Annotated in this window: 24 protein-coding genes; 10 read left to right on the top strand and 14 right to left on the bottom strand. The window is 76.1% G+C overall.

What is annotated here, in order from left to right; genetic code table 11:
- Positions 1 to 40: 40 nt before the first annotated feature.
- Together MCM47_RS43160 and MCM47_RS05645 are read right to left on the bottom strand one after the other, a co-directional pair.
- Positions 41 to 2,248, bottom strand: coding sequence for a caspase family protein (locus MCM47_RS43160; protein WP_238859164.1), 2,208 nt, complete (start codon positions 2,246 to 2,248; stop codon positions 41 to 43).
- Positions 2,245 to 3,600, bottom strand: a complete 1,356-nt coding sequence (locus MCM47_RS05645; protein ID WP_238859162.1) for a hypothetical protein — start codon at positions 3,598 to 3,600, stop codon at positions 2,245 to 2,247. Before MCM47_RS05645 ends, MCM47_RS43160 begins: the two co-directional genes overlap by 4 nt.
- 221 nt (positions 3,601 to 3,821) lie before the next feature.
- Between MCM47_RS05645 and MCM47_RS05640 the strand changes: the two genes are divergently transcribed.
- Positions 3,822 to 4,247: a hypothetical protein gene (locus tag MCM47_RS05640; RefSeq protein WP_238859159.1), complete on the top strand. Its 426-nt coding sequence runs from the start codon at positions 3,822 to 3,824 to the stop codon at positions 4,245 to 4,247.
- A 42-nt stretch (positions 4,248 to 4,289) separates the two neighbouring features.
- On the opposite strand, the gene MCM47_RS05635 is transcribed toward MCM47_RS05640, so the two are convergent.
- A complete protein-coding gene (locus MCM47_RS05635) occupies positions 4,290 to 5,390 on the bottom strand; it encodes a chemotaxis protein (protein WP_238859157.1) in 1,101 nt (366 codons plus the stop codon).
- Between the two features lie 214 nt (positions 5,391 to 5,604).
- On the opposite strand from MCM47_RS05635, the gene MCM47_RS05630 reads away from it, so the two are divergent.
- Positions 5,605 to 5,856, top strand: coding sequence for a hypothetical protein (locus tag MCM47_RS05630; protein WP_238859154.1), 252 nt, complete (start codon positions 5,605 to 5,607; stop codon positions 5,854 to 5,856).
- A gap of 114 nt (positions 5,857 to 5,970) precedes the next feature.
- Here the strand turns inward: MCM47_RS05630 and MCM47_RS05625 are convergent, their stop codons facing one another.
- The 3 genes from MCM47_RS05625 to MCM47_RS05615 form a co-directional block, all read right to left on the bottom strand.
- Complete coding sequence (locus MCM47_RS05625; protein ID WP_238859152.1) at positions 5,971 to 7,629, bottom strand: sigma-70 family RNA polymerase sigma factor; 1,659 nt, start codon at positions 7,627 to 7,629, stop codon at positions 5,971 to 5,973.
- 325 nt (positions 7,630 to 7,954) lie between these two features.
- Entirely contained in the window at positions 7,955 to 8,959 is a 1,005-nt protein-coding gene (locus MCM47_RS05620) for a CAP domain-containing protein (protein ID WP_238859150.1), read from the bottom strand.
- A 258-nt stretch (positions 8,960 to 9,217) separates the two neighbouring features.
- Entirely contained in the window at positions 9,218 to 9,760 is a 543-nt protein-coding gene (locus MCM47_RS05615) for a GNAT family N-acetyltransferase (RefSeq protein ID WP_238859148.1), read from the bottom strand.
- Positions 9,761 to 10,069: 309 nt separating this feature from the next.
- Here MCM47_RS05615 and MCM47_RS05610 point away from each other — a divergent pair, with 309 nt between their 5' ends.
- The 5 genes from MCM47_RS05610 to MCM47_RS05590 all read left to right on the top strand — a co-directional run bounded on the left by MCM47_RS05610 (position 10,070) and on the right by MCM47_RS05590 (position 14,418).
- Positions 10,070 to 11,611 (top strand): ATP-dependent DNA ligase, encoded by a 1,542-nt coding sequence (locus tag MCM47_RS05610; RefSeq protein ID WP_238859146.1) that lies wholly within the window; start codon positions 10,070 to 10,072, stop codon positions 11,609 to 11,611.
- A 224-nt stretch (positions 11,612 to 11,835) separates the two neighbouring features.
- On the top strand, positions 11,836 to 12,078 hold the full coding sequence (locus tag MCM47_RS05605) for a ferredoxin (RefSeq protein WP_238859144.1): 243 nt from the start codon (positions 11,836 to 11,838) through the stop codon (positions 12,076 to 12,078).
- 286 nt (positions 12,079 to 12,364) lie between these two features.
- A complete protein-coding gene (locus tag MCM47_RS05600) occupies positions 12,365 to 13,615 on the top strand; it encodes a cytochrome P450 (protein WP_374209079.1) in 1,251 nt (416 codons plus the stop codon).
- A gap of 176 nt (positions 13,616 to 13,791) precedes the next feature.
- A complete protein-coding gene (locus tag MCM47_RS05595) occupies positions 13,792 to 13,953 on the top strand; it encodes a hypothetical protein (RefSeq protein WP_238859139.1) in 162 nt (53 codons plus the stop codon).
- 108 nt (positions 13,954 to 14,061) lie between these two features.
- Complete coding sequence (locus MCM47_RS05590) at positions 14,062 to 14,418, top strand: hypothetical protein (protein ID WP_238859137.1); 357 nt, start codon at positions 14,062 to 14,064, stop codon at positions 14,416 to 14,418.
- 126 nt (positions 14,419 to 14,544) lie between these two features.
- On the opposite strand, the gene MCM47_RS05585 is transcribed toward MCM47_RS05590, so the two are convergent.
- From MCM47_RS05585 to MCM47_RS05570, 4 genes are all read right to left on the bottom strand, one after another.
- Entirely contained in the window at positions 14,545 to 15,438 is an 894-nt protein-coding gene (locus MCM47_RS05585) for a hypothetical protein (RefSeq protein ID WP_238859135.1), read from the bottom strand.
- Between the two features lie 92 nt (positions 15,439 to 15,530).
- Complete coding sequence (locus MCM47_RS05580) at positions 15,531 to 15,815, bottom strand: DUF427 domain-containing protein (protein ID WP_238859133.1); 285 nt, start codon at positions 15,813 to 15,815, stop codon at positions 15,531 to 15,533.
- A 69-nt stretch (positions 15,816 to 15,884) separates the two neighbouring features.
- On the bottom strand, positions 15,885 to 16,121 hold the full coding sequence (locus MCM47_RS05575) for a DUF6296 family protein (protein ID WP_238859131.1): 237 nt from the start codon (positions 16,119 to 16,121) through the stop codon (positions 15,885 to 15,887).
- Positions 16,122 to 16,211: 90 nt separating this feature from the next.
- On the bottom strand, positions 16,212 to 16,448 hold the full coding sequence (locus MCM47_RS05570) for a DUF2277 domain-containing protein (protein ID WP_238859129.1): 237 nt from the start codon (positions 16,446 to 16,448) through the stop codon (positions 16,212 to 16,214).
- 187 nt (positions 16,449 to 16,635) lie between these two features.
- Between MCM47_RS05570 and MCM47_RS05565 the strand changes: the two genes are divergently transcribed.
- Entirely contained in the window at positions 16,636 to 17,868 is a 1,233-nt protein-coding gene (locus tag MCM47_RS05565; RefSeq protein ID WP_238859127.1) for an MFS transporter, read from the top strand.
- 40 nt (positions 17,869 to 17,908) lie between these two features.
- Here MCM47_RS05565 and MCM47_RS05560 read toward each other — a convergent pair whose 3' ends face one another.
- The 4 genes from MCM47_RS05560 to MCM47_RS05545 all read right to left on the bottom strand — a co-directional run bounded on the left by MCM47_RS05560 (position 17,909) and on the right by MCM47_RS05545 (position 21,722).
- Positions 17,909 to 18,451 (bottom strand): gamma carbonic anhydrase family protein, encoded by a 543-nt coding sequence (locus MCM47_RS05560; RefSeq protein ID WP_238859125.1) that lies wholly within the window; start codon positions 18,449 to 18,451, stop codon positions 17,909 to 17,911.
- Between the two features lie 188 nt (positions 18,452 to 18,639).
- Positions 18,640 to 19,281, bottom strand: coding sequence for a DedA family protein (locus MCM47_RS05555; protein ID WP_238859123.1), 642 nt, complete (start codon positions 19,279 to 19,281; stop codon positions 18,640 to 18,642).
- 231 nt (positions 19,282 to 19,512) lie between these two features.
- Positions 19,513 to 20,787, bottom strand: coding sequence for a serine hydrolase (locus tag MCM47_RS05550; protein WP_238859121.1), 1,275 nt, complete (start codon positions 20,785 to 20,787; stop codon positions 19,513 to 19,515).
- Between the two features lie 368 nt (positions 20,788 to 21,155).
- Positions 21,156 to 21,722, bottom strand: coding sequence for a DJ-1/PfpI family protein (locus MCM47_RS05545; RefSeq protein WP_238859110.1), 567 nt, complete (start codon positions 21,720 to 21,722; stop codon positions 21,156 to 21,158).
- A gap of 357 nt (positions 21,723 to 22,079) precedes the next feature.
- Between MCM47_RS05545 and MCM47_RS05540 the strand changes: the two genes are divergently transcribed.
- Positions 22,080 to 22,628: an alpha/beta hydrolase gene (locus tag MCM47_RS05540; RefSeq protein WP_238859109.1), complete on the top strand. Its 549-nt coding sequence runs from the start codon at positions 22,080 to 22,082 to the stop codon at positions 22,626 to 22,628.
- A gap of 207 nt (positions 22,629 to 22,835) precedes the next feature.
- Positions 22,836 to 24,119 (top strand): glycerophosphodiester phosphodiesterase, encoded by a 1,284-nt coding sequence (locus MCM47_RS05535; RefSeq protein WP_238859108.1) that lies wholly within the window; start codon positions 22,836 to 22,838, stop codon positions 24,117 to 24,119.
- Positions 24,120 to 24,161 lie beyond the last annotated feature (42 nt).

The raw sequence follows: 24,161 nt of genomic DNA, 5'->3' as shown, positions 1-24,161 counted from the left end.
TGCTGCTTCCTTCCCTTCCTGTCAGGACGGCGATCCCCCGTCAGGACAGCGATCTGGTCTGCGGGCGGTGGTCGGGGTCGTCCCAGAGCAGTCCGAGGCGCCGCGCGCCCGGGCAGCCGGCGCAGCTGCCGGCGGCGGCCCCGATGCGCAGCTTCCAGACGGCCGCGGGCAGTCGGTCGAGGTCGAGGCCGTTCCCGTCGTCCCCCGGGGCGTCACCGGGGCCGGCCCCGGGCGCGAGGAGGACGGCCAGGCCGGACTCGGCGGGGCACCCGGGCAGGTCGGCCGGGCGGTCCTCGGGGCGATCGGCGGTGCGGCCCGCCGGGCGGGCGCACGCGGCCGGGCGCGCGCCACCCGTGCGCCGCCAGACCGCGATCGGCAGGCCCGCGTCCAGCACCAGCTCCAGCCGCTCCGCCACCGGCGCGGCGTGCCGGTCGAGCAGGGCGCAGACCGGGTGGCCCTCGGCGCCGAGCCGGTCGGCGAGCCCGGGATCTAGTGCGCTGCCCTCGGTGAGCGCGTGGACGGCGTCCGGGTGCCGGCCGCCGTGCTCGCGGTACCAGGCCCACTTGCGCCGCCAGCGCCGGCCGGACTGGTGCGTCCGCTCGTCCGGGCAGCGGACCAGCACCTCGTAGGCGCTGCCGAGTTCGGCGCTGCGGCGGCCCCGGGTGGGCAGCGGCCAGCGCTCGAACTCCTCCTCCAGCAGCGGTTCGGGGACGTGGAACTCGATCCGCCGCAGGTCCGGTCCGACGGCCGGGCCGAACAGCTGCCGGAGCAGCTCCGCCCGGACGGCCCGCAGGGGAAGCGGCCGGCCGGACTCCCAGAGCGCCTCGAAGCCGCGCCGGTGCAGCCAGATCCGGGCCAGGTAGGCGTCCTCGTCGCTGGACTCGGTGAGTTCGACGTGGAGTTCGGCGCGGCCGTCGCGCTCCGGCGCCGGCGGTGCGGGGACGGCCTCGGCGCCGAGCCGCCCGCCGGTGCGGCGGACCCAGTCCGCCAGCCGCTCGGCGCGCACCGGGTCGGCCTCGCGGGCGGCCAGGTAGCGGACGAAGGCGAGCGGCAGCGGCAGCCGGCGGTCGGCGGATCCGAGCCGGTGGTCGAGGTCGCGGACCACGGCCATCGGCTCCGCGGCGGGCAGCACCGGGCCCGGCGGGGCGCAGCCGGCCGCCTCGAAGGCCCAGCGGTAGGCGCGGTAGGCGTCCGGCGGGAGTCCGGGGCCGGGCAGCAGGCGGTCCAGCTCGGCCCAGGCCTGGTCGTCGAGGCGGGGCGCACCGGCCGGTTCGTCCGGCCAGCCGTCGTCGAGGACCGGATTGCCGTCCCAGTCGCTGATCCGCCACTGGATCTGCTGCCAGGCCTGGCCGCGGTCGGCGAGCGCGGCCAGGTCGGCGTGCACCTCGCGGGCGATGTCGGGCAGGTGGCGGAGGCTGTCGTCGAGGCTGCGGCCGGCCAGCCGGGCCAGCAGGGTGTCGGTGAGGCGTCCGCCGCCGTCGAGGTTCTGGGCGGGCAGGCCGGGTTGGGCGGCGTAGAGGACGAAGGTGCGGCGACCGCGCACCGGTCTGCCGGTGCCGTAGTCCACCCGGCCGAAGGTCGAGCGGACGCCGGAGCGGACGTCCAGGCGGCAGGCGTCGCCGATCGAGACGACCCGGCGGAAGCGCTGGTGGACCTTGCTGGAGCGCCAGAACCGCAGCACCGAGTCGAGGTCGAGGTGTCGGATCGGCGGGGCCGAGGCGTCGGCGAACGGCAGCAGCAGCTGGTCGTGGTCACCGGCGTAGCCGTGGCCGGCCCAGTAGATGAGCAGCAGGTCGCCGTCGCAGGCGGGCAGTTCGCGCAGCAGGGCGTCCTCGATCTCCCGGCTGGTGGCCGGGCGGGCGGCGGGGAGCCGGACCGGGCCGGGCAGCGCCGCCCGCGGCTGTCCGCCGTTGGCCGACGGGGGGCCGGGCGTTCCCGGGCAGGGCCGCGGCGGCGCCCCGTCCGGGCCGGCCTCGGCGGCGCCGACGCGCCGCGCGTACGACTGCGGCGTGGGCCGGGGCCGGGGCGGCACCACCGGCGGGGCCGGCAGCGGGGAGAGGAAGAGCCGGACGTTGCCGGGGGGCACCCCGGCCGGGCCGGTCAGCCACTCGGCGAAGCGGACGGCGTCGCGGGCCGGGCCGCGGAGGTTCCAGTCGGCGCCCACGCCGTAGGACTCGATGCCGACGACGAGGGCGAACACCCGCTCGGGCGCGAGGCCCGCGTGGTCGGCGTCGGCGGCGACGGTCACCCGGCGGCCCGGGCGTCGCCCGCGCGCCTCGTGCGGGGGACGGCGGGCGGCGCGGCGGCTCCCGCTGCGCCGCCCGCGGCCCGCGGCCCGGCCGCGGGGTCCGTGCCGTCCAGTGCGGCGGCGATCCGGTCGTAGAGGGCGGGGAGTTTGAAGTAGGCGCCGTGGCAGTACGGGAACGGCTGACGGCTGCTCACCTCGTGGTCGGTGACCCGCGGGTCGCCGGGGAAGACCGGCGCGGCCCGGTAGCCGAGCACGTCCCCGGGGTCGTAGACGTTCAGCCACTGGGGGAATCCGGAGGGCAGCGCGGCGCCCGGCTCCAGCCCGTGGAGCGCGCCGAGCTCGTGCAGGAACGGTGCCTGGGAGCCGACGGTCACCAGCAGCCTGAGCCCGGCCGGCGTCTCGCCCCGGGCGGCGGCGAGCGCCAGGCAGTCCACCAGCGCGATGCCGCCGAGGCTGTGGCCGATCACCACCGTCGGGCCGGGGGCGGCGGCGATCCGGTCGGCCAGGTAGGCGCGCAGCGGGCCGCCGCGCGCCTGGTAGCGGAGGATGTCGCCGAGCGCCGGGGTGGCGCCGACGGTCAGGGCGCCGCGGTGGCGCTCCAGGAGTCGTTGTCCGCCGAGCCGCATGCCGAGCCGGCCGAGCACCCCGGCCGCCCGGCCCAGCGGGCCACGGGCGGCGCCGCCGAGGCGGTCGGTGAGGAGGAGGACCAGCCGGTCCCGCTCGTCCGCGGTGCAGAGCGCGGCCGGGCCGGCCAGGGTGAGCAGCTCGGCGGTGAGCGCGCGGGCGGTGGCGGCGGTCAGTTCCGCCCCGGCCGCCGGCTCGACGGCCCGGTCGCAGGCCTGCGCGAACTCCTCGGCGGTGGCCAGCCGGTCGAGTGCGGCGGCGAGGTGGGGGGCGAGCACGGTGGCGGCCAGCAGTTCCTCCAGCTCGCCGGATCCGGCCGCGCCGCCGGCCGCCGGGGAACCGGACAGCGCGGCCAGCAGCCCGGCCACCACCTCGCCCGGGGTGCGGACCCCCGGCGCGCCGAACGCGTCCTCCTGGGCCGGCAGTTCGGCCAGCACCCGCAGCTCGCAGAGCGGGTCGACCAGCAACAGGGTCCACCCGCCGTCCACCCGGTCGACCAGCGCCTCCGCCGGCACCCCGGCGGGGTCGGCCGGGGGCGTCGGGAGGCCGGCGAAGCCCGGGATGGACGCGCCCCCGGCGGCCAGCGTCACGCCGTGGTCGTCCCCCCAGTAGCAGGGCACCACGTCGGCCGCCGGGAAACGCTTCGTCAGTTCACGTGCCACCAGCTCGAACAGCGGGTCGTACCCCTCGCGCCGCACCCCGGTGCCGTGCACGAACAGGAATCGCATGCCGCCCCCAGGCTCTCCGCCAACTCCCCCGGCCCGCACGGCCGGCGCTCCGACCAGCACCCTAGGGTGTCCGCGGCGCTTCCCGCCAGGCAACGACGCAGGACGGGCACCGGCGGGCGGCGCGGCGCACGACGGGCACGGGCCGCCGGGTCGGATTGTCACTGCCCCTTGCTACCGTCGCAGACGTCGGGATCGAGCACGATCGAGAGCGGGGGACGGGGATGGACGAGGAGCTGCGGCGCTTCGGGGTGGAGGCCTACGAGCGCTGGACGGCGATGTGGAACGGCGAGACGGGGCTCGCTGCGCAGATCATGGCCCCGGAGTTCACGCTGCGGTACGCCCAGGCGGGCACCGAGGCCTTCGACGAGGCACGGGAGCCGCAGCAGCTCGCCGCCCTGATAGCCGGGTGGCACGGCCGCCGTCCCGGCCTGCGGTTCCGGGCCGAGGGGGTGGCGGTGGTGGACCTCGCACTGGTCGACGGCCTGCCGTCCGGGGCGGTGGCCCGGCCGTACCTCGCCGAGTTCACGGACGAGGGGGGCGGGACGGTCGCCCGCAGCGGGACGGACACCCTGCGGATCACGGCCGGCCGGATCAGCGAGGTCTGGTCGGTCTCCTCGGGCGCGGCCGGGCGGACGTTCTACCGCTGACGAGCGGGGGCCCGGCCGCGGCCCGACGGGATCAGGAGGCGATCAGTAGCGCAGGACGGCGGCGATCCGGCCGCCGTCCGCGAGCTCGCCGGCGGGCACGAACCGCACCGTGGCACCGGTGTCCAGGGCCCGCTCCACGATCTCGTCGACCATGTCCTCGCGGACGTCGGGCTCGCCGGCGTCGGCGGGCACCAGGTGGTTGTCCGCCACCCTGACGGGCTCCCAGTAGTCCTCCTCGACCGCCAGCAGCGCCACCCGGCCCAGGGTGACGCTCTGCCAGACCTCGTCGATGCCGCTGGCCAGCGCCTTGTCGCTGCGCGCCTGGTCGAGGCGCTTGTGCACCTCCGCGACGGCGCGCTGCCCCTGCTGGGCCACCGTCGGCCGGACGGCCTCGGCGACGGCGGCGGCCGCGGCGTGCCCGAGGCCGCCGCGCGGCACCTGGGCCGTGGCGCGCTTCACCGCGGTGCCCACCTCGTCCAGCAGCGCCAGCGCGGCGGCCTCGCCGAGCACGTACAGCGGGCGCGGGTCGGCCTCCAGCACGGCCGTGAGCGCGGTGTCCGCGTGGCGCAGGAAGCGCCGGGTCTCCTCGTCGCGGAAGGTGCTGGGCACGTCGCCGATCTGCTCCTGGCGCTCGACGTCCCAGTCCGGCAGGACCTGGTCGAGCGGGAACCGGCCCGCCGTGTGCTCGACCAGCCGCGGCCCGGTCCCGCCGAACAGCGCGACCCGGTCGGCGGCCACCGTGAGCACCCAGTACGGCGCGCCGGCGATGTACGCGGAGACCAGGTTGCGGGTCAGGAAGGTCTCGGAGAGCACCACGCGGGCGGGCACGGTGCGCGGCAGCGACCACACCTGGAACTCGCCGGGCGCCGCGAAGATCGCCAGGCCGTCCTCCGCGTGCACCAGGTCGACCTCGCGCATGGCCCGGTCCAGCTGGTCGACCACGTCGAGCCGGTCGGCCCGGGAGACGGCCTCGTCGGCGTGCAGCCGGTTCTTGGCCTCGGCGACCAGGTTCCGCAGTCGCACCGGGTCCTGGGAGTTGTCCGGCTCCCTGCGGTGGGTGGGCAGCAGGACGGAGACGGCCGGGTAGCGCCGGGGGCGGCGCAGCTCGGCGAGGACGGTCGGCGTGAGCTCGGCTGCGTACATCGGATGCCCTTCTTGTCGCGGTTGCCTCGGCGGGCGCGGAGCGGGGAGCATCCGCGCACCTGGTTCACTCCGGCGAAGTGCGATGGTTTGCCGGATTTGCCCCCCGACCCTTCCCCATCCCACCGCCCTCTCATGCCACTCGCCACCGGAAACCCGCCGTCACCCGCCCACTCGGCACCCGTGACCCGGGTGGCGGAGCCTCGTTGGACGGGGCATGAAGAAGCGCAGCATGCTCGCCGTCGCCTCGCTCGCCGTGGGCGTCGTGGCCTCCCTCACCGCTCCCAGCGCGCACGCGAGCGCGGTCGGCGGACAGGGCGACCTGACCGGCCCGCTCCAGCAGGGCGGGACGGTCACCTCGGCTCCGGACGCCGTCCAGGGGCAGGTCGGCGACGCCGGGGGCGTGGTCGGCAACGCGACCAGCCACGTCACGGGTCAGGCGGACGGCCTGGTCGGCCTGCCGGTCTGACCGGGGCTCACCCGCCGGCCGCGCGGTCCGGGTCGCTCCGGTGACGGTCCCGGGCGGCCCGAGCCGGTCCGGACCGCGGGCCGGACCGTGCCTGCGCCGCCGGGCCCCGTCCGGCTAGCCGAGCTGGTTGCCCAGGTCCTGGGTCCACAGGAGGCCCGCCGGGCCGGAGGCCACGCCGATGCCGACGTCCTTGAAGCCGCACTCCAGCATGTTGGACTGGTGGATCCCGCCGTCCATCCAGTGGGAGAAGACCGTGGACGGAGCGGTCGGTCCGCGATCGAGGTTCTCGCCCCACTGCGACCACTTGTAGCCGGCGGCGCTGATCCGGGCGTCGGCACGGACGCCGTCCGGGTTGACGTGGTCGAAGAAGCCGCGGGCCACCATGTCGTCCGCGTGCTTCTGGGCGGCCGTGTGCAGCTTCGGGTCGATCCGCAGCGGGCCGCAGCCGGCCTTGGCCCGCTCGGCGTTGACCAGGTCCACGAGCTGCCGCTCCGGGGAGGGCGGCGTCGAGCGCGTCGCCGTGGGTGACGGCGTGGGAGTCGGAGTGGGCGTGACCGTGGGCGTGGTGGTCACCGGCGGCGGGGTGACCACCGGGGCCGGCGTCGGCGTCTCGGTCACCGTCGGCTCCGGGACCGGAAGCGCGGCCGGCGTGGCGGTCGGCAGGGCGTCCGGCACGGTCGTGGGGACGCTGGGTTCGGGCGCGGCCTGCTCGGGCTGCCGGCTGCTCGGCCAGACCAGGGCGAGGGTCGCGACCGCGAGGACCGCCGCCGTGCCGCCCGCGACGGCGGCCTTCCGCCGCGCCAGGCCGCCCCGGATCCCGCCGCCCCCCGGGCCGGCCGGAGCACCGGCCGCCTGCCCGCCGCCGTGGCCGGCGCTCCCGGCACCGGCGCCGCCGTCACCCGGGCCGCCGGCGTTGGACGCCCCGGGGGCCGAGCCGCCCCCGTGCGAGCCGGCGGCGTTACCCGTCCCGGCCGTGGGGTGGAAGGGCAGGGTGATGGGCATGTCCGTCGGCACGGGCACCAGCGCGAGGCCGGCCAGCAACCCCTCGGCGGGGAAGAGGTCGCGGCCCAGCCGGTCACAGCGGGCGCAGCCGCGGATGTGCCGGGCTATCCGCTTGCGCCAGACCGAGTTGGGCGTGCCGTCCCAACCGGTCGTCACCTCGGCCAGCTCGGGGCAGCGCGGGTAGGCCGTCAGCGCCCGGACGACGACCCGGCCCGCCTCCAGCTGCTTCTTCATCCGCTGGACCCGGACGGCCGCGTGCTGCGGCGTCAGGTCGAGCGCCTCGGCCAGCTCGGCCCGGGTGAGCTCACCGGACGCCTCCAGCCACCACAGGGCGAGCAGCTCGCGGTCGTCCGGGTCCAGCCAGCGGGTGGCCTCGGCCGTCTCCCGCCGCTGCCCGGACAGGCCGAGCCTCAGGATGGTGAGGTCGGTGAAGTCGGCCCGGGGGTCGACGACCTCCCAGCTCTCGTCCAGGCCACCGACCGGGCTCTGCTGCTGGCCCGTGAAGCGGCGGCGGACCTGGTTCATGGTGATCGCGACCAGCCAGGAGCGGAACGACTCCGGGTCGCGCAGCCCGCCGAGGCCGTCGAGCGCGCGGATCATGGTCTCCTGCGCGACGTCGTCGACGTCGGCGTGCCCGTCCATCGCACGTCCGGCGACGTTGTAGACGAGGGGCAGCCAGGTGGCGACCAGCGCCTCCTTGGCCTGCCGGTCGCCTGCCTGGGCCGCCAGCACAAGGGTCGTCCCGGTCCGGTTCTGCACGTCAACGTTCATGGGTCCGCACTCCGTCTTGCCGTGTTCCGTCCGCCGCTGCCTCCTCGGAGACCTCCGGAGGAGTGCTCAGATAACAACAATTTGCGCGGATTCGGAAAACGGGCCGTCAACGGGCCCGCCGGCGGCTTCCGGACGGGTCCGCCACGTGGGTCGGGATGATGCGGGGATCGTGGTGGACGGGTGGGCGGCACGTGACGACGCAGTGGCGGAAGAGGGGGGGACGGCCCCGGGCGAGCGGCGAGCGGGCAGCGACGGCGGTCGGCCGGGGGTGGTCGGCGGCGAGGACGGCGGTAGGCGGTCGGGGACCGGCCGGTGGGGGCCGGGATCAGGCCGGGACGGCGAAGACCTGGGTCCACCAGGGGCCGCCGGAGCCGGTCCGCACGCCGACGCCGATCTGCTTGAACGAGCAGTTGAGGATGTTGGCGCGGTGGCCCGAGCTGTTCATCCACGCGTTCATGACGGCGGCCGGGTCCTTCTGGCCGCGGGCGATGTTCTCGCCCCAGCTGCTCCACCGGTAGCCGGTGGCCTCGATCCGGTGGTCGGCGTGGTAGCCCTCGGGGCTGGCGTGGTCGAAGTAGTTCCGGTTGGCCATGTCCTCGCTGTGGTTCTGGGCCGCGGTGGCCAGCCGGGACTCGGCGGTGACCGGGCCGCAGCCCGCCTTGGCCCGCTCGGCGTTGACCAGGTCCACCACCTGCTGGGCGTAGTCGCCCGACGCCCCACCGCCGCCGCTGCCCCCACCCGCGCTGCCCGCCGGCGGAGCGGCCTGGGTGGTGCGGCCCGCCGTCGTCGTGGTCGCCGAGGTCCTCGGGGCCGTGCTCGCCTTGCCCGAGGCGGAAGCCGTCGGGCCGGTCGCCGACGGCGTGGCGGAGGCCTTCGTCGAGGTGGTCGCGGTCGGCGAGCCGGTGGCGGTCGCGGTGGCGCCCGGGGACGCGGGGTCGGCGGTGGCGGCGTGCGCCTCGTCGGTTCCACCCGGGGCTCCGCTCGGGCCTCCCGCCATGGTCGGGTCCCCGCCGCCGGCTCCCGGGACCTGGATCCCGTCGTGGTCGCCGGCCTCGGCCGCGATCTGCGGTTCGAACACCACGGCGGCCCGTTCGTCGCGGTCCCCGGTGGCACCGGTGTAGACGCCGAACCCGGCACCGGCGAGCGCCGCGACCACGCCCGTGCCGGCCACCGCGGCGACCACGGCCACGACCGGCCCGACCCCGCCGCGCCGGCGCCCGCGCCGCCCCCGGCCGGCGCGCCGGTCGGCAGCGCGGCTCGCGACTCGTCCGCCGTCCGCGGCACCGCGGCCGGACGCGGGGAGGATGGTCGTCCTGTCTTCGCTGTTCACCTGGGCACACTTCCTGTGTTCGGGGCGTCCGATCGGCCGCTGCGGATGCCGACACATGGGAGACCACCCGGCCCGGGTTCGGATAACAGAAAGTACGAACGAAATTCCGATGATCCGATTACCGGTTGGTGCACTCCGGTTGGCGCACTCTACCCGCACCGCCCGGCGACGTCCCCGGCTCGGCGGAGCCGGAAGCGGGCGGCCCGACCGGGCGACCGACCGGGCGACCGACCGGGACGGCGCTGCCCGCCCGCCCGCTCAGCCCGCCGCCGGCGCCATGTCGTAGGTGACGAACATCGTCCGGGTGGCCACCTGGTCGTACTTGCTGCGCGCCCGGTGGTTGTCGTCGGCGGTGATCCACCGCACCACGTTCCAGCCGCGCTCCGCGGCGATCTCGCGCAGGCGGGCGAGCAGGGCGTCCACCGCGCCGCCGCCGCGCACGTCCGGGTGGACGAACAGATCGTCGAGGTAACCACCGACCGCGCCGTGCAACGGCCGGGAGAACGGCCGGTAGTGCGCCAGGCCGACCGGTGTGCCGTCGGTGTCACGGACCAGCAGGCCGTCCAGTTCGTGCGCCGGATCGGTCAGCCAGGACCAGACCAGCTCGGCCTTCTCCGGCGGCATCGGTACCCGGTAGAACTCGCAGTACGCCTGGAACAGCCGGCGCCAGGCGGCCAAGTCGCCCGCCGCGGGCTCGTCGACGGTCCACCGGTCCACGGCGGCGCCGGCGGGGGCGCCGGCGGGGGCGGGGGCAGAGGCAGCGGGCGCGGCAGGGGCTGGAGTCGGGGTCACGGGCGTCATCTCTCGGCCTCCGGTCGTCGGGCGGCAGCAGGGTCACCGCCGGGCGCGGCCGTGCGGCGCACCCGGCGTTGCGCCAGCATGACGGTCCGTCGGCTCCGGGCCGGATCGACGCCGTGGACAAGTCCGCCACGGCTTCGCTCCGGAGCGGCGGTTGTCGGGAGACCACCCGCCCCGGGTCCGCCGCCCGGCCCCGCGGCGTACGCCGCGCCGCCCGGACCGACCGGCGGGGCGTGTCCTCCCGGCCCGCGCCGGGCCGGTCGCCGATGCTGGTGCTCCCCGCGCCCGGCACGCCCTCCCCGAGGAGCCCCCATGCAGCTCCGGAACCTGGCCCTGACCTCCCGCGCCGTCGCCGGTGAGCCCGGTCGCCGGACCAAGACCACCTTGCTCGCCGACTGCCTGCGCGAGCTCGGCCCGGCCGAGGCGCCGTCCGCGGTGGCTCTGCTCTCCGGCGAGTCACACCGGCTGCGCACCGGCGTCGGCCCAGCCTCCCTCCGGGACCTGCCGCCGCCCGCCGCCGCGCCGTCGCTGGGCGTGCGGGAGACCGAGCTGGCGCTCGAGACCATCGCGGCGGTGCACGGCGCCGGGGCGCAGGCCGAGCGGCGCCGCCTGCTCGGTGAACTCTTCGAACGGGCCACCGACGTCGAGCAGGCCTTCCTCCGGGCGGTCCTGGTCGGCGATCTGCGCCAGGGCGCGCTGGACGCGGTGGTGGCGGACGCCGTCGCCCAGGCCGCGGGCGTGCCCGCGGCGGCGGTGCGGCGGGCGCTGATGTTCCGCGGCTCGGCCCGCGCGGTCGCGGCGGCCGCGCTCACCGGCGGCCGGCCCGCGCTGGACGCCTTCCGGCTGGAGGTCGGCCGCCCGGTCCGGCCGATGCTGGCCGCGTCCGCGCCGGACGTCGGATCCGCCCTGGACCGGATCGACCGGGCCGCGCTGGAGTGGAAGCTGGACGGCATCCGCGTCCAGGTCCACCGGGACGGCCGGGAGGTCGCCGTGTTCACCCGCAGCCTGGACGACATCACCGCCCGGGTGCCCGAGGTCGCGGAGGCGGCCCTCGCGCTGCCGCTCGACGCGGCCGTCCTGGACGGCGAGGCGATCGCCCTCGGCCCGGACGGCCGCCCCCGCCCGTTCCAGGACACCGCCGCCCGGACCGCCTCCCGGCAGGACCCCGACCGGCTCCGGGCCGAAGTCCCGCTGAACGCCTACTTCTTCGATCTGCTGCACCGGGACGGCGAGGACCTGGTCGACCGGCCGGGCCGGGAACGGTGGTCCGCCCTGGCCGAATCGGTGCCCGCCGATCTGCGGGTTGCGCGCAGCGAGGCCACGGACCGGGACCAGGCGCTGGCCTTCTTCCGCGGCACCCTGGCGCTCGGCCACGAGGGAGTCCTGGCGAAGGACCCGGCGGCGCCGTACGCGGCCGGCCGGCGCGGAGCCGGCTGGATCAAGGTGAAGCCCCGGCACACCCTCGACCTCGTCGTGCTGGCCGCCGAGTGGGGCAGCGGACGGCGCCGCGGCTTCCTCAGCAATCTGCACCTCGGCGCCCGGGCCGCCGGAGAGCCCGGTCTCGGCCCCTGGGTGATGCTCGGCAAGACCTTCAAGGGGCTGACCGACGAGACGCTCGCCTGGCAGACCACGGAACTCCTCGCGCGGGAGGTCGAACGCGACGCCTACACCGTCCGGGTCCGGCCGGAACTGGTGGTGGAGATCGCCTTCGACGGCGTCCAGCGCAGCCCCCGCTACCCCGCCGGTCTGGCCCTGCGCTTCGCCCGGGTGATCCGCTACCGGCCCGACAAGAGCGCCGCCGAGGCCGACACCGTGGCCACCGTCCGGGAGATCGCCGCGGCGGAGGGGCTCTGACGGCCCGACCGGCCTGCCAGCCGGTGCCGTTCGCCGCCGGTGCGTGACGGCCACTCAAATCCCCTGCGCCCCTGCGGTTTCGCGTACCGGCACGAAATCGGCCATTCTCCGCAGAAGCGGCGACACACCCTTCGTGTGCGACGGGGTGGCGGCTAGGTTGACAGCAACAGCGGGGGCGGCCGGCCCGGACGATCCGGGGCCACACCACTGAGAGGTGTCCGTACATGCAGGTGAGCGTCGATCGGGACCGCTGCTGCAGCTCCGGCCAGTGCGTCCGGACCGCGCCGGAGTTCTTCGACCAGGACGACCGCGACGGCCTGGTCAGGCTCCGCGCCACCGCCCCGGCGCCGGCGCAGTTCGCCGACGTGCGGCTCGCCGCCGAGCTCTGCCCCGGCGGCGCGATCACCGTGGCCGAGGCGGGCGGCGGGGCGGGCGGCGCGGGCGGCGCGGCGACCGACGCCGCATAGGCCCGCGGCAGTCACCCGGACGTCCGAGCCACCGCCGGCCACCGGTCGTCGGCCACCACCCGCGAGTCCCAACCGTCCGCGAGTCCCAACCGTCCGCAAGTCCCAACCGTCCGCGAGCCCGGACCGCCACGGCCACGACTGCGCCGGCGGCCGCGCCGCACCGGCGCCGGCGCGCCACCGGCCGCGCCGCCGGATCGGCAACCGGATTCGCCCCTGCCGGATTCGCCCCGCCCGGCGGGACCTGCTCCGCGTCCTCCCCACGCCGCCGCAGCCGGACGCCGCGGCCATGCACGATGCCACGCAAGGAGATGCCACCTTGACGAGCACACCCACTGCTCCCGCTCCCGCGCCGCTGCTCCCGGCGCCCCACGACCGCCGCTGCCCGTTCAGCCCGCCGCCCGCCTACACCGAGGCCGCCCGCACGGGGGCGGTCACCCGCGCCGAGATGCGCGACGGCTCCTCCTGCTGGCTGGTCACCGGTTACCACGAGGTCCGCACCGTGCTCTCCGACCGCCGGTTCAGCGCCGACGCCGGCCGGCCCGGCTTCCCCGGATTCCTCCCCGGCCGGCGCGAAATCGCCGCCGCCAACCCCACGTTCGTCCGCCTCGACGACCCCGAACACTCCCGGCTGCGCCGCATGGTCACCGAGGACTTCCTGGTCAGGCGGGTGGACGGGATGCGTCCCGACATCCAGCAGATCGTCGACGAGGCGCTCGACCGGATGACCGCCGCCGGCCCCTCCGCCGACCTGGTCGCCGCCTTCGCGCTGCCGGTCCCCTCGCTGGTCATCTGCCTCATGCTCGGCGTCCCGTACGAGGACCGGCAGCTGTTCCAGGACCTCAGCCGGGTGCTCGTCAGCACCACCGCCGACGAGGCGCAGGTGGTCGTGGCCCAGCGGGAGCTGATGGACTACCTCGGCGGACTCGCCGCACGGAAGCGGATCAGGCCCGGCGAGGACATCCTCAGCCGGCTCGTCGCCCGCGACGACCTCAGCCTCCGGGAGATCGCCGCCACCGGGCTGCTCCTGCTGGTCGCCGGGCACGAGACCACCGCCAACATGATCGGGCTCTCCACCCTGCTGCTGCTCCGCGACCCCGGGCAGGCCGACCGGCTCGCCGACCCGGCGGCGCTGCCCGGCGCGGTGGAGGAGCTGCTGCGCCACCTCACCATCGTCCACACCGGCCTGCCGCGGGTCGCCCTGGAGGACGTCGAGCTGGGCGGCACCCTGATCCGGGCCGGCGAGGGCGTGGTGGCGATGCTCTCCACCGCCAACCAGGACGAGGCGCTGTTCGGCGCCCCCGGCACCCGTCCGGTCGGCGAGCTGGACCTGACCCGCGACGCCCGGCGCCACCTCTCCTTCGGCTTCGGCGTGCACCAGTGCCTCGGTCAGCCGCTCGCCCGGCTGGAGCTGCAGATCGCCCTGGCCACGCTCTTCCGCCGGCTCCCCGGGCTTCGCCTCGCCGCACCGGAGCGCGAGCCCGCCTTCCGCTTCGACTCCCTCATCCACGGTCTGAAGGAGCTCCCGGTCACCTGGTGAGCCCCGGGCGTCCCCCCTCGCGACTCCCCCGGGCTCCGTTGGCTCCGGGGCGGGCGCGGGGGCAGGCTGGAAGGGCGAGACAGATGACCCGGTCCGGCGGACCGTGCGGCGGCGTCGCGCGCACCGCGGCGACGCCGGCGCGTGCCCCGCGGCCGGCCGAGGAGACGGAGCCCGCGATGACCGACATGAGCGCACGGTCCGAGGTGAGCGTCGACCGCGAGGAGGACGTCCGCGCCGCCGACCCCGAGGAGGGCATCACCTCGATGCAGAACCAGCACGCGCAGGACACCTCGCAGGCGGAGGGCGAACCGCTGGACGACCCCCAGCGCCGTAGCTGACCGTCCGCGACGGACGAACTGCCACGAGGCCGCCCGACGACGGGCGGCCTCCGCGACCGCGGGTGTCGTTGCCGCGTCGGCGGCGACCCCGCGGGGGAGGATGGGCGCATGAGCGAGCAGCAGCAGGGCGCAGCAGCGGCACCCGGCGGCCGGCCGACCGAGCCGCCCGCGGACCCACGGGCATCGTGGGCCACCTGGACCACCCAGTCGATCATCAGCGGACCCGGCGGGGTCACCACCGCCGAGGTCGGACCGATCTCCGGCGACCTCACCGTCCACACCACCTGGGTGGACGGCGAGGCCCGCCTGACCGTGCAGTACACCGGGGCCTTGGACTGGTACACCGTGGCCGGCAGCCCGGTGCCGGCCGGGGACGAGATCACCGCCCGGGCGATCCACCAGGCCATGGTCAACGCCGTGAAGGCGGGGAGGGGGGCGGGCGCTCCGTCGGCGCCCGGGATGTGACCCGCTCCCCACGGCGGGCCGCCCGTCCGTGCCGGGCGCCGGCCGGGCCGCCGCGGGGGCCGGCCGGCGCCCGGAACGGGCCGACGGTCGGCGGCTCGCCGGCGGTCTCGGCGGGCCCGCCGCCGCTCAGGGGCCCTTCTCGCCCCGCACGGGCGGGGCCGCGGCGGCCCAGTAGCCGGCGTCGACCGGTCGGCGGGAGCTCAGGTCGCGCCGGACGGCACGGGCCAGTTTGCGGGTGTCGCGCCGGTTGATGGTGGCCCCGATGCCCGCGCCGACCAGCATCGGGATCAGTGTGGGCAGCCGGCGCAGGGTGCTGCGGGTGAGCCGCTTGCGGACCTGCTGGCGCACCTCGCCCCCGAGCGCCATCGCGGCGAACCCGGCCGGCCGGACCAGCGAGGTCGCGTCGATCCCCCGCCGGTTGGCCCACGCTCCGAGGTAGGCACCGGCGCGCTGGGCGGCGCTCCCCTGCGCCGGGAAGCCGTAGGCCTCGTGCAGCTCGGCGAGCAGCTTGATCTCGACGGCCGCCACGGCCAGGGTCTCGGCGACGATCTCCACCGGCATCGCAGGCGGCACGGGCAGCATCGCGGCCGCGCCGACCCCGGCGCCGAGCGCACTGGAGGCCCGGGACGCCCCGGTGATCAGCAGGTCGGCCAACTGGTCGGCGTCGATCGCCCGCGGGTGCTGGGCCCGCAGCGCAGCGAGGTTCCGGACGGGGATCCGCGGCGCCGCGTGCATCAGCTGGTCGGCCATGGTCCGCCCACCGTACGCGGCACCCTTCGCGGCGGCCCGGCCGCCCTTGGCACCCCGGGCGAGCGCGCGGGCGACGGAGTCGACCAGCGCCGCACCCAGGCGCCGGCCGCGCGCGGCCCGCTCCTCGGCGGTCGGCGCGCCCGGGCCGGCCCCGGCCTCCTCGGCGGGCGTGCGTTCGAGTTCCTCGACCAGCTCGGCGATCTCACCGGCGATGAGGTCGGGGGTCGGCTCCGGCTCGCCGGACCGCCCCGGTCTCCTGAAGATGGCCATGCTCTGCGGGTACCCGGTGACGCCGGGCGGTACGCCCCGGGCGCCTCCGGCACCCCCCGCCCCGCGTGCGACGCGGATCGTCGGAGCCCGGCCTACTCGGTGATCTCCACTCCGCGCCAGAAGGCGATCCGGCCCCGGACGTGCTCCGCCTCGGGCTTCGGGTCGGCGTAGTACCAGGCCGCGTCGGGGTTGGTCGCGCCGTCGACGTGGACGGTGTAGTACTCCGCGGTGCCCTTCCAGCCACAGACCGTGGTGGTGTCGGACGGCCGGAGGTATTCGGCGCGCACGGATTCGGCCGGGAAGTAGTGGTTGCCCTCGACGACGGTGGTGTCATCGCTCTCGGCGATGACCGTGCCCTGCCAGCTCGCTGTGGTCATGCGCCGATTCTGCCGCAGGGGCCGGGCGCTCGGGCCGGAATCGTCGCGGGCACGCCGGCGGCGGGGGAGCTACGGCAGCGGCTCGGCGTGGACGGGGAAGTGCGGCGACTGGTGGCCGCCGCTGGCCAGCATCCGGACCTCGCCCGCGTCGCTGATCTCCGCCCGGACGATGCCGCTGGCGTCCTCGTACACCGGGTGCCCGCCGGGACCCGTCGCACTCGTCCGGGTGACCACCACGACGTCCTGCGGGGCCTGCGTGCCGGGGGTGCCCGGGAAGGTGAGTGCGTAACGGTCCGCGGGGTTCATCGCCGATCTCCTTCAGCTGGTGGTCACGGCCGGGTCCGGTTCTGCCGGTGGCCACGACCGCGTCCGGCCGGTCCTGGCACGGGCGTCCGGTCAGGCGCCGACCCTGGCGGCACGGGCGGACTGGCCCCGCACCTCCAGCTCGGCGAGCAGCGTGGCCGTGGCCTCCGTGACGGCCTCCACGGCCCGGTCGAAGGCCTCCCGATTGTGCGCCGCCGGGGCCCGGAAGCCGGACACCTTCCGCACGTACTGCAGGGCGGCGGCGTGGAAGTCCTCGTCGGTGGCATCGGGCGTCACCGGCGGTCGGAGCGTCTTGATACTGCGGCACATGCCCCCAGTTTCGCGCGCGCGGCCACGACTGGCGACCCCCCGCCGTCAGCCGGGCGTCACCGCACCACGCCGGACGCCGTCCGGCCCGCTTAGGATTCCGCGTGAACCAATCGGTTCGATCCCCCGCCGTCCGCCCTCCTCCCCGCTCCGCCCTGCCCTCGCGCGGGCGTCACCCCGGAGTCCCGCCTTGCCACTCGCGCTGGTCGCCCTGGCCGTCACCGCGTTCGCCATCGGAACCACCGAATTCGCCGCCATGGGGCTGCTGCCCCAGGTCGCCGACGACCTCGGCGTCTCCATCCCGCAGGCCGGGTGGCTGATCTCCGCCTACGCGGTCGGCGTGGTGATCGGCGCGCCGCTGCTCACCGCGCTGGCCGCCGGGCGGCGGCGCAAGGCGGTCCTCCTCGGCCTGGCCGCCCTCTTCACGACCGGCAACCTGCTCTGCGCGGTGGCGCCCGAGTTCTGGACGCTGGCCGCCGCCCGGCTGGTCACCGGACTCCCGCACGGGGCCTTCTTCGGTGCGGGGGCGGTCGCCGCCGCCGAGCTGGTCGCCCCGCACCTGCGTGCCCGGGCCGTCGCCGTGATGTTCTCCGGCCTGACCGTGGCCAACATCGTCGGCGTCCCCGCCGCCACCCTGCTCGGCCAGCACCTCGGCTGGCGGGCGACGATGCTGGTGGTGGTCGCGATCGCCGCGGCCGGCACCGCCGCCATCGTCCGCCTGGTGCCCGAACTGCCTGCGCCCGCGCGGAGCGGGCTCCGGCACGAGCTGGGCGCGTTCCGCAACGGACAGCTCTGGCTCGCGCTGGCGACCGTCGTGTTCGGCTGCGGTGGCTTCTTCGCCTGCTACAGCTACATCACCCCGCTGCTCACCGAGGTCTCCGGCTACGCCACCGGATCGGTCACCCTGGTGCTGGCCCTGTTCGGGGTGGGGATGACCGTCGGCAACCTGCTCGGCGGCTTCGCCGCCGACCGCGCGCTGCGCCCGACCGTCTGCGCCGCCTTCGTGCTCTCCTGCGGCTCGCTGGCGCTGCTCGCGGTGACCGCCCACGCCCGGTGGTCGGCGGCGCTGACGGTGGTGCTGGTCGGCCTGTGCGGCTTCGCGATCGTCCCGGCCGTGCAGACCCTGGTCATGCGGCAGGCGCGCAGCGCCCCCACGCTCGCCTCGGCGACGGTGCAGGGCGCGTTCAACCTCGCCAACGCCCAGGGCGCCTACTTCGGCGGCCTCGCGCTCGACGCCGGGCTGGGGTGGACCTCTCCCACCCTGGTCGGCTCGGGCTTGGCCGCCTCCGGCGCGGCGATCGCGCTGGCTGCCTGGGCGGCCGACCGCCGGCCCCCGGCCTCGGCGGACGGGGGCGCCGACGGGGCGGCGGCGGCCCCGGTGGTGGACCGGAACGAGTCGGCCCCGGCGGGTGCACCGGCCTGACCGGGCCGGCCCGCCGGGGCCTGTCGTGCGATCGTTCCGGTTACTCGGCCGGACGCTCCACCGGCACGATCTCCCGGTGGCCGTCGGCCAACAGGCGGTAGCCCTCGCCGTTGAGCTTGATCGAGGCCCGCTCCTCCTCGGTCAGCTCACGGCGGACCTTGGCCGGCACCCCCGCCACCAGCGAGCCCGCCGGCACCTGCATGCCCTGCGGCACCACGGCGCCCGCCGCGACCAGCGACCCCGCTCCGATCCGGGCGCCGTTCAGCACCGTGGAGTTCATCCCGACCAGGACGTCGTCCTCGATCACGCAACCGTGCAGCACGGCGTTGTGGCCGACCGAGATCCGCTCCCCGACGACCAGCGGGAACCCGGGATCGGCGTGGAGGGTGCAGTTGTCCTGGACGTTGCTGCCCTCGCCGACCGTGATCGACTCCGCGTCGCCGCGGATCACCGCGCCGTACCAGACGCTCGCTCCGGCCGCGACCGTCACGTCCCCCACCACCACGGCGTTGGGCGCGACGAAGGCCGTCGGGTCCACCGACGGCACCCGGCCCCCGACTGCGGCGATCAGCGGCTCTGCCATCCCTGCTCCTCCTGTCGACCGCCCCTCGTCGGAAGGCGGGGGATTCCGCCTTCGTCCGGAGCGTTCCGGCTCGGGCTGCATGGTGCCCCGGCGGGCCGCTGTGACGCGAGTCCGAGATCGTCCACGGCGGCGGCGTCTCGCCCGGCAGCGCCCGGAGGAGGACCTTCCGGTCCCGGCGGCCGGCCGTGTCAGGGCTCCCGTCCGCCGCTGCCGTCCGACGGCTCATGCTTCCGGGAACGGTGCCGCCGCCGGTACCAGACCAGCAGGGTGACGGCGATGATCACGGCGATCGCGATGGCGGCGATCCGGCCGACCGTGCCCTCCACCCTGCTGTAGGCGGCTCCGGCGAAGTAGCCGAGGAGGGTGAAGCCCACGCCCCAGGCGACCCCGCCGAGGACGTTGTAGAAGAGGAACCGGCGGTAGGGCATGCGGGACATCCCGGCCAGCGAGGGCACCAACGGGCGGAAGAAGGCGATGAAACGGCCGACGAAGACGGCGGCCGGCCCGCGCCGGCGGATCAGGTCCTGCGCGGTGCCGACCTTCTCCGCGTGGCGCCGGAGCGGGCGGGTGCGGAGGATGGCCGGCCCGAGGTGACGGCCGATCTCGTAGCCGGCGGAGTCGCCCAGGACGGCCGCGCAGACCACGACCAGAACCATCCAGCCGAGGGACGCACGGCCCTGGTGGGCGAGGAAGCCGCCGAGGACGGCCGCGGTCTCGCCGGGGATGAAGAAGCTGAAGAACAGGGCGTCCTCGGTGAAGACCATGCCACCGACGACCGCGTACACGACCGGGCCGGACAGGCCGCGCAGCCAGTCGGTGATCGCGTGCATGGGCCACACCTCGTCGGCGATCTTGCCTCTTTCCGCCCCGTCACAACGATTGTCCCCGTGCTGGTGTCCCCGTGCCGGGTGCCGGCGCTCGCCGGCGGGGAGGGGGAGGGGCACGCCTGTGCCGATCGCGCGTGGCGGCCGGGACCGCAGCCCGGAAGCCGCTCGGCCGGGCTGACCGCAGCCCGGAAACCGCTCGGCCCGGCCGGGCCGGGGGCCGGCGCAGCCGGGCGGTCAGGCCAGCGGGCCGGTTCCGGCGCGGACGCCCTCGGGGGCGACCGGCGGAACCGCCGGGACCGGCGCCGCCGGAGGGCGGCCGCCGCAGACGCCGGTGGCGACCAGGTTCTCGAACGCGGTGTCGGTGGCCGCCGGGTCGGACAGGTCGTAGGCGTTGACCGAGCCGGCGAACTGCCGCCTCCCGTCGGCCGCGCCGTACAGCAGGGTGATGTAGCCCGGGATGCCGCCGCCGTGGCCCCAGAACTCGCCGCACGCGGTCGGCGTCCGCTGCAGGCCCAGGCCGTAGGCCTGCCCGCTCTCGGGGCTGACCCGCTTCATCTCGGCCAGTTCGGCCGGGCCCAGCAGCCGTCCGCCGAGGAGCGCCGAGATGAACCGGGTGAGGTCGGCCGTGGTGGAGATGCCGGCGCCGGCCGAGCCGGCCATGCTCGGGTTGAGCAGGGTCGTGTCCGCCGGGCCGTCGGCCAGCTTGTAGTAGCCGTGGGCGTGCGGGCCCGGGACGAAGGGCGAGTCGATCGGCATGGAGGTGCCGGAGAGGCCGAGCGGCCGGATGATCCGCCGCTCCACCTCCTGGGCCCAACTGCGGCCGGTGAGCCGTTCGATCAGCATCCCCGCGATGATGTAGTTGGTGTTGGAGTAGTGCCAGCCCTTCCCCGGCGCGAAGTAGACCGGGTGGCTCGTCGCCAACGCGACCAGCTCCCGGGGCTGGTAGGAGCGCCAGCGGCCGGTGGCGAGCCACTGCTGCAGCGTGCCCTCGCTCTCCTCGAACGCGAAGGAGGCGTCCTCGGTGTAGTTGAAGATGCCGCTGGTGTGACCGAGCAGCTGGCGGACGGTGATCTGCCCGCCGTTCGGCACCAGGCCGGGGAGGTGGCGCTCCACCGGGTCGTCCAGGCCCACCCGGTGCTCGGCGACGAGCTGCAGGACGACCGTCGCCACGAAGGTCTTGGTCACGCTGCCGATCCGGAACTGCCCGTCGGGGGAGGCCGGGGTGCCGGTGGCGAGGTCCGCCGTACCGGCCGCGCCCTTCCAGACCGGGCGGCCGCGCTCGACGACCAGGCCCAGGGCGGCGGTGGAGCCGCCGGGGCTCACCATGGCGCGCACGGCGGCGTCCAGGGCCGCCCGGTCGGCCCGCCCGGCGGCCTCGGCCACCGGCTCCGGCCCGGCGACCGCCACCGCTGCGCCGTCCACGGCCGGCCGGGCACCGCGCGCCCCGGTCGCCGCGGCGACCGGGGTCAACGCGCCGACCAGCCCCGCGCCCGCGAGGACCACGGCCACCGCGCGGACGGCCGCTCCGCGCCTCCGCGCCTCCCGTGCCGCGCTCCCCCGCCCTGAAGGCCCCCCGGACTGCTCCGGCCGCCCGTACACCGCTTCCGCCATGCCGCCACCCTCCCGCGATCGAACGGGCGGATTTACCCAACACCCGCCCCGAAACCGATAACTGACACTCTGACGGCGGCTTCGGCGATGGTCGTCAGCCTCAGGTCCGGGCCGTGTCCGCCCCGGGTCCGATCCCCGCGCGCGGACCGCTACCCCTCAGGTCGTACCCGACCCCGACGAATCCCGGGGAAACGCCTCCGCCCCCGGGCCGAGGAGCCAGGGGGCGGAGGGGCCGCGCGCGGGGACGGCCGCGCGCGGGGGGCGGGTCAGGACAGCGGCGCCTTCACCCGCAGCACCTCGACGAACGCGCGGATCCACGCCGGGTGGTCCGGCCACGCGCGGGCCGAGACCACCACGCCGTCCACGACGGCCTCGCCGTCGACGTACTGCGCACCGGCGGCGATCACGTCCGGCTCCAGCGCCGGGTAGGCGGCACTGCGGCGACCGGACAGCACCCCGGCCGCTGCGGAGACCAGCGGTCCGTGGCAGATCTGCGCGACCGGCTTGTCGCCCTCGAAGAAGTGCCGGACGATCCGCTGCACGTGGGGGTCGTTGCGCAGGTACTCGGGCGCCCGGCCGCCGGGGACGACCAGCGCGACGTAGTCGGCGGGGTCCACGTCCGCGAAGGCAATGTCCGCGGGCCAGGTGTAGCCGGGCTTCTCGGTGTAGGTGTCGAAACCGTCGACGAAGTCGTGGACCACGAACTGCAGCCGCTTCCTCGCCGGCGCTGCGATGTCGACCTGGTAGCCCTCCTCGCGCAGCCGCTGGTAGGGGTAGAACACCTCCAACGACTCCGCGGCATCACCGGTGACCAGCAGGATCTTCGACGTCATAGCGACAGCCCTCCACATGATCGGTCGTCAGGCATGCTCCGCACTCGCCGAGATGGCGACCGCCGCGAGCCGCGACCAACCTCCCGCACCGGGCGCGGCCCCGCAACAGGGCGCACCGGTCATGCAGTGGCGCATACGCTCCCACGCGCGCCGGGTTCGCCCATCACGCGCCGGTGAGGACGCACGCGCGCCCCTGGAGTGCGCGGAAGGTTCCGCGGGAATGCCCGCCTGCCGGAGTCCAGCGCCGGCAGGCGGGGAACGCGTGAACCCTCGGCCCACGCGTGACCCCCAAGGGCCTAGACTTCGGGGCCCGCGACCGCACACAAGGCACCGCACACCGGAGGGAGTCCGCACCCGATGCCGGACCGCACCACGTACCTCGTCCTGCCCGGCTACCAGAGCTCGGGACCGGAGCACTGGCAGAGCCGCTGGGAGGCGGCCGACCCCGTGGCGTTCCGGCGGGTGGAGCAGGAGGACTGGGACCACCCCGAGCCGGAGGCGTGGGTGGCCGCCCTGGACGCGGCGGTGGCCGGCGCGGCGGCCGACGGGGAGGTCGTGCTGGTGGCCCACAGCCTCGGCTGTGCCACGGTGGCCCGCTGGGCGGCCACCGCGCCCGCCGAACGGACGGCGGCCGTCCGGGGCGCGCTGCTGGTCGCGCCCGCCGACATCGACACCGCCGACGTCCCTCAGCTGTTCGGCTTCCGTCCGGTGGCACGGGAGCGGCTCCCGTTCCCGGCGATCGTCGTCAACAGCACCGACGACCCGTGGGTGACCCCGGAGCGCGGCCGGGGCTTCGCCACCGCGTGGGGTGCCCGGTACGCCGAGGTGGGCGCGCTCGGGCACATCAACTCGGACTCCGCGCTGGGCGACTGGCCCGAGGGTCGGAAGCTGCTGGCCGAGCTCTGAGGCAGGGCCCGGCCGGGCGGCTGCCCGGCTGCGTCCGGACGCCCGGCGCCGGGTGGACGGGTGGACTGCTGGACGGGTCGACGGGTCGACGGGTGGCGGATCTTCTCCCGCAGTTCGCCGAACGGCCACCCGGCCTGGCGTCACGGCTCCTAGTCTGCGGGCGAGGACCCACCACCTCCACGCCACCTGTGCGAGCAAGGAGCAGTCATGACGTACCGTCCGCTCGACGGCAACAGCCCGGCGGAGTCGGCGCCGGACGCCGAGTCCTCGCGCCGCTGGTTCCTGCGGGCGACCGGCGCGGCCGGCCTGGGTGCGGCCGCGTTCGCCGCCGGCGCCGGGGACGCGTTCGCGGCGGGCGGCGAGGACCAGCCGGACGCGGGACGCCAGGCCGGCGACGAGGAGCGCGGTGCCGCCGCCCGCCCGACCGGGACCCGTCCGCCGGTGCGCACCGGCACCGGGCTGGACCGGCTGCCGCACCCGCTGGTCATCGGCCACCGCGGCGCCCCGGGCTACCGGCCGGAGGAGACCCTCGGCTCGTACGAGCTGGCGCTGGAGCTGGGCGCGGACGTCATCGAGCCGGACCTGGTCCCGACCAAGGACGGCCACCTGGTCGTCCGGCACGAGAACAACATCGCGGAGACCACGGACGTCGCCGACCACCGCGAGTTCGAGGGCCGCAGGACCACCAGGACCGTCGACGGCCAGCCGCTCACCGGCTGGTTCACCGAGGACTTCACCCTCGCCGAACTGAAGACGCTGCGTGCCAAGGAGCGCCTGCCGCAGCAGCGCCAGCGCAACACCCTCTACGACGGCCGCTGGCAGATCCTCACCTTCCGCGAGCTGGCGGACTTCGCACGCAAGCGCGGGCGCGAGCTCGGCCGCGAGGTATGGCTCTACCCGGAGACCAAGCACCCGAGCTACTTCCGCTCGATCGGCCTGCCGCTGGAGGAGCGGCTCGCCGACGAGCTGCGCCGCACCGGCCTGGCCGGGCGGAACGGTCGGGCGATCCTGCAGTCGTTCGAGCCGAGCAGCCTGCAGCGGCTGGCCGCACTGGTCGACAACCCGCGGATCCAGCTGCTCGGCGGCGCGACCAGCCGGCCGTACGACTTCGTGCTCGCCGGGGACCCGCGGACGGTGGCCGACCTGGTCAAGCCGGAGGGGCTGCGCTGGATCGCGTCCTTCGCGCACGGCATCGGCCCGACCACCCAGCTGATCGCCCCGGTGGACGCCGACGGCAAGCTCCAGCCGCCGACCACGCTGGTGCGCGACGCCCACGCGGCCAGGCTGCTGCTGCACCCGTACACGGTGCGCAACGAGAACGCCTTCCTGCCCGCGGACTACCGGCGCGGCACCGACCCGAACGCCTACGGCGACGCGATCGGCTGGGCCCGGTACCTGTTCGAGCTCGGGGTGGACGGCTTCTTCACGGACCAGTCCGACACCGCGATCCTGGCCCGCCAGGACTTCTGGGCCGCCAAGGGAGTCAACTGACCCTTCCGCCGGCCGAACCAGCCGTGCCCCGGACCGTCGGAC

The organism is Kitasatospora sp. A2-31, assembly GCF_022288725.1.
In the GTDB taxonomy this organism is placed as follows: Bacteria; Actinomycetota; Actinomycetes; order Streptomycetales; family Streptomycetaceae; genus Kitasatospora.
This window is presented reverse-complemented; position numbering and strand designations above follow the sequence as displayed.

What these genes read in the sequence shown, in the direction of transcription:
- MCM47_RS05640 (WP_238859159.1), top strand. Translation starts at nt 3,822, where the DNA reads ATGGACGAGGAGCTGCGGCGCTTCGGGGTGGAGGCCTACGAGCGCTGG.
- MCM47_RS05570 (WP_238859129.1), bottom strand. Translation starts at nt 16,448, where the DNA reads ATGTGCCGCAGTATCAAGACGCTCCGACCGCCGGTGACGCCCGATGCC.
- MCM47_RS05580 (WP_238859133.1), bottom strand. Translation starts at nt 15,815, where the DNA reads ATGACCACAGCGAGCTGGCAGGGCACGGTCATCGCCGAGAGCGATGAC.
- MCM47_RS05610 (WP_238859146.1), top strand. Translation starts at nt 10,070, where the DNA reads ATGCAGCTCCGGAACCTGGCCCTGACCTCCCGCGCCGTCGCCGGTGAG.
- MCM47_RS05575 (WP_238859131.1), bottom strand. Translation starts at nt 16,121, where the DNA reads ATGAACCCCGCGGACCGTTACGCACTCACCTTCCCGGGCACCCCCGGC.
- MCM47_RS05545 (WP_238859110.1), bottom strand. Translation starts at nt 21,722, where the DNA reads ATGACGTCGAAGATCCTGCTGGTCACCGGTGATGCCGCGGAGTCGTTG.
- MCM47_RS05625 (WP_238859152.1), bottom strand. Translation starts at nt 7,629, where the DNA reads ATGAACGTTGACGTGCAGAACCGGACCGGGACGACCCTTGTGCTGGCG.
- MCM47_RS05600 (WP_374209079.1), top strand. Translation starts at nt 12,365, where the DNA reads ATGCACGATGCCACGCAAGGAGATGCCACCTTGACGAGCACACCCACT.
- MCM47_RS05630 (WP_238859154.1), top strand. Translation starts at nt 5,605, where the DNA reads ATGAAGAAGCGCAGCATGCTCGCCGTCGCCTCGCTCGCCGTGGGCGTC.
- MCM47_RS05535 (WP_238859108.1), top strand. Translation starts at nt 22,836, where the DNA reads ATGACGTACCGTCCGCTCGACGGCAACAGCCCGGCGGAGTCGGCGCCG.
- MCM47_RS05555 (WP_238859123.1), bottom strand. Translation starts at nt 19,281, where the DNA reads ATGCACGCGATCACCGACTGGCTGCGCGGCCTGTCCGGCCCGGTCGTG.
- MCM47_RS05615 (WP_238859148.1), bottom strand. Translation starts at nt 9,760, where the DNA reads ATGACGCCCGTGACCCCGACTCCAGCCCCTGCCGCGCCCGCTGCCTCT.
- MCM47_RS05635 (WP_238859157.1), bottom strand. Translation starts at nt 5,390, where the DNA reads ATGTACGCAGCCGAGCTCACGCCGACCGTCCTCGCCGAGCTGCGCCGC.
- MCM47_RS05590 (WP_238859137.1), top strand. Translation starts at nt 14,062, where the DNA reads ATGAGCGAGCAGCAGCAGGGCGCAGCAGCGGCACCCGGCGGCCGGCCG.
- MCM47_RS05540 (WP_238859109.1), top strand. Translation starts at nt 22,080, where the DNA reads ATGCCGGACCGCACCACGTACCTCGTCCTGCCCGGCTACCAGAGCTCG.
- MCM47_RS05645 (WP_238859162.1), bottom strand. Translation starts at nt 3,600, where the DNA reads ATGCGATTCCTGTTCGTGCACGGCACCGGGGTGCGGCGCGAGGGGTAC.
- MCM47_RS05595 (WP_238859139.1), top strand. Translation starts at nt 13,792, where the DNA reads ATGACCGACATGAGCGCACGGTCCGAGGTGAGCGTCGACCGCGAGGAG.
- MCM47_RS05560 (WP_238859125.1), bottom strand. Translation starts at nt 18,451, where the DNA reads ATGGCAGAGCCGCTGATCGCCGCAGTCGGGGGCCGGGTGCCGTCGGTG.
- MCM47_RS05605 (WP_238859144.1), top strand. Translation starts at nt 11,836, where the DNA reads ATGCAGGTGAGCGTCGATCGGGACCGCTGCTGCAGCTCCGGCCAGTGC.
- MCM47_RS05585 (WP_238859135.1), bottom strand. Translation starts at nt 15,438, where the DNA reads ATGGCCATCTTCAGGAGACCGGGGCGGTCCGGCGAGCCGGAGCCGACC.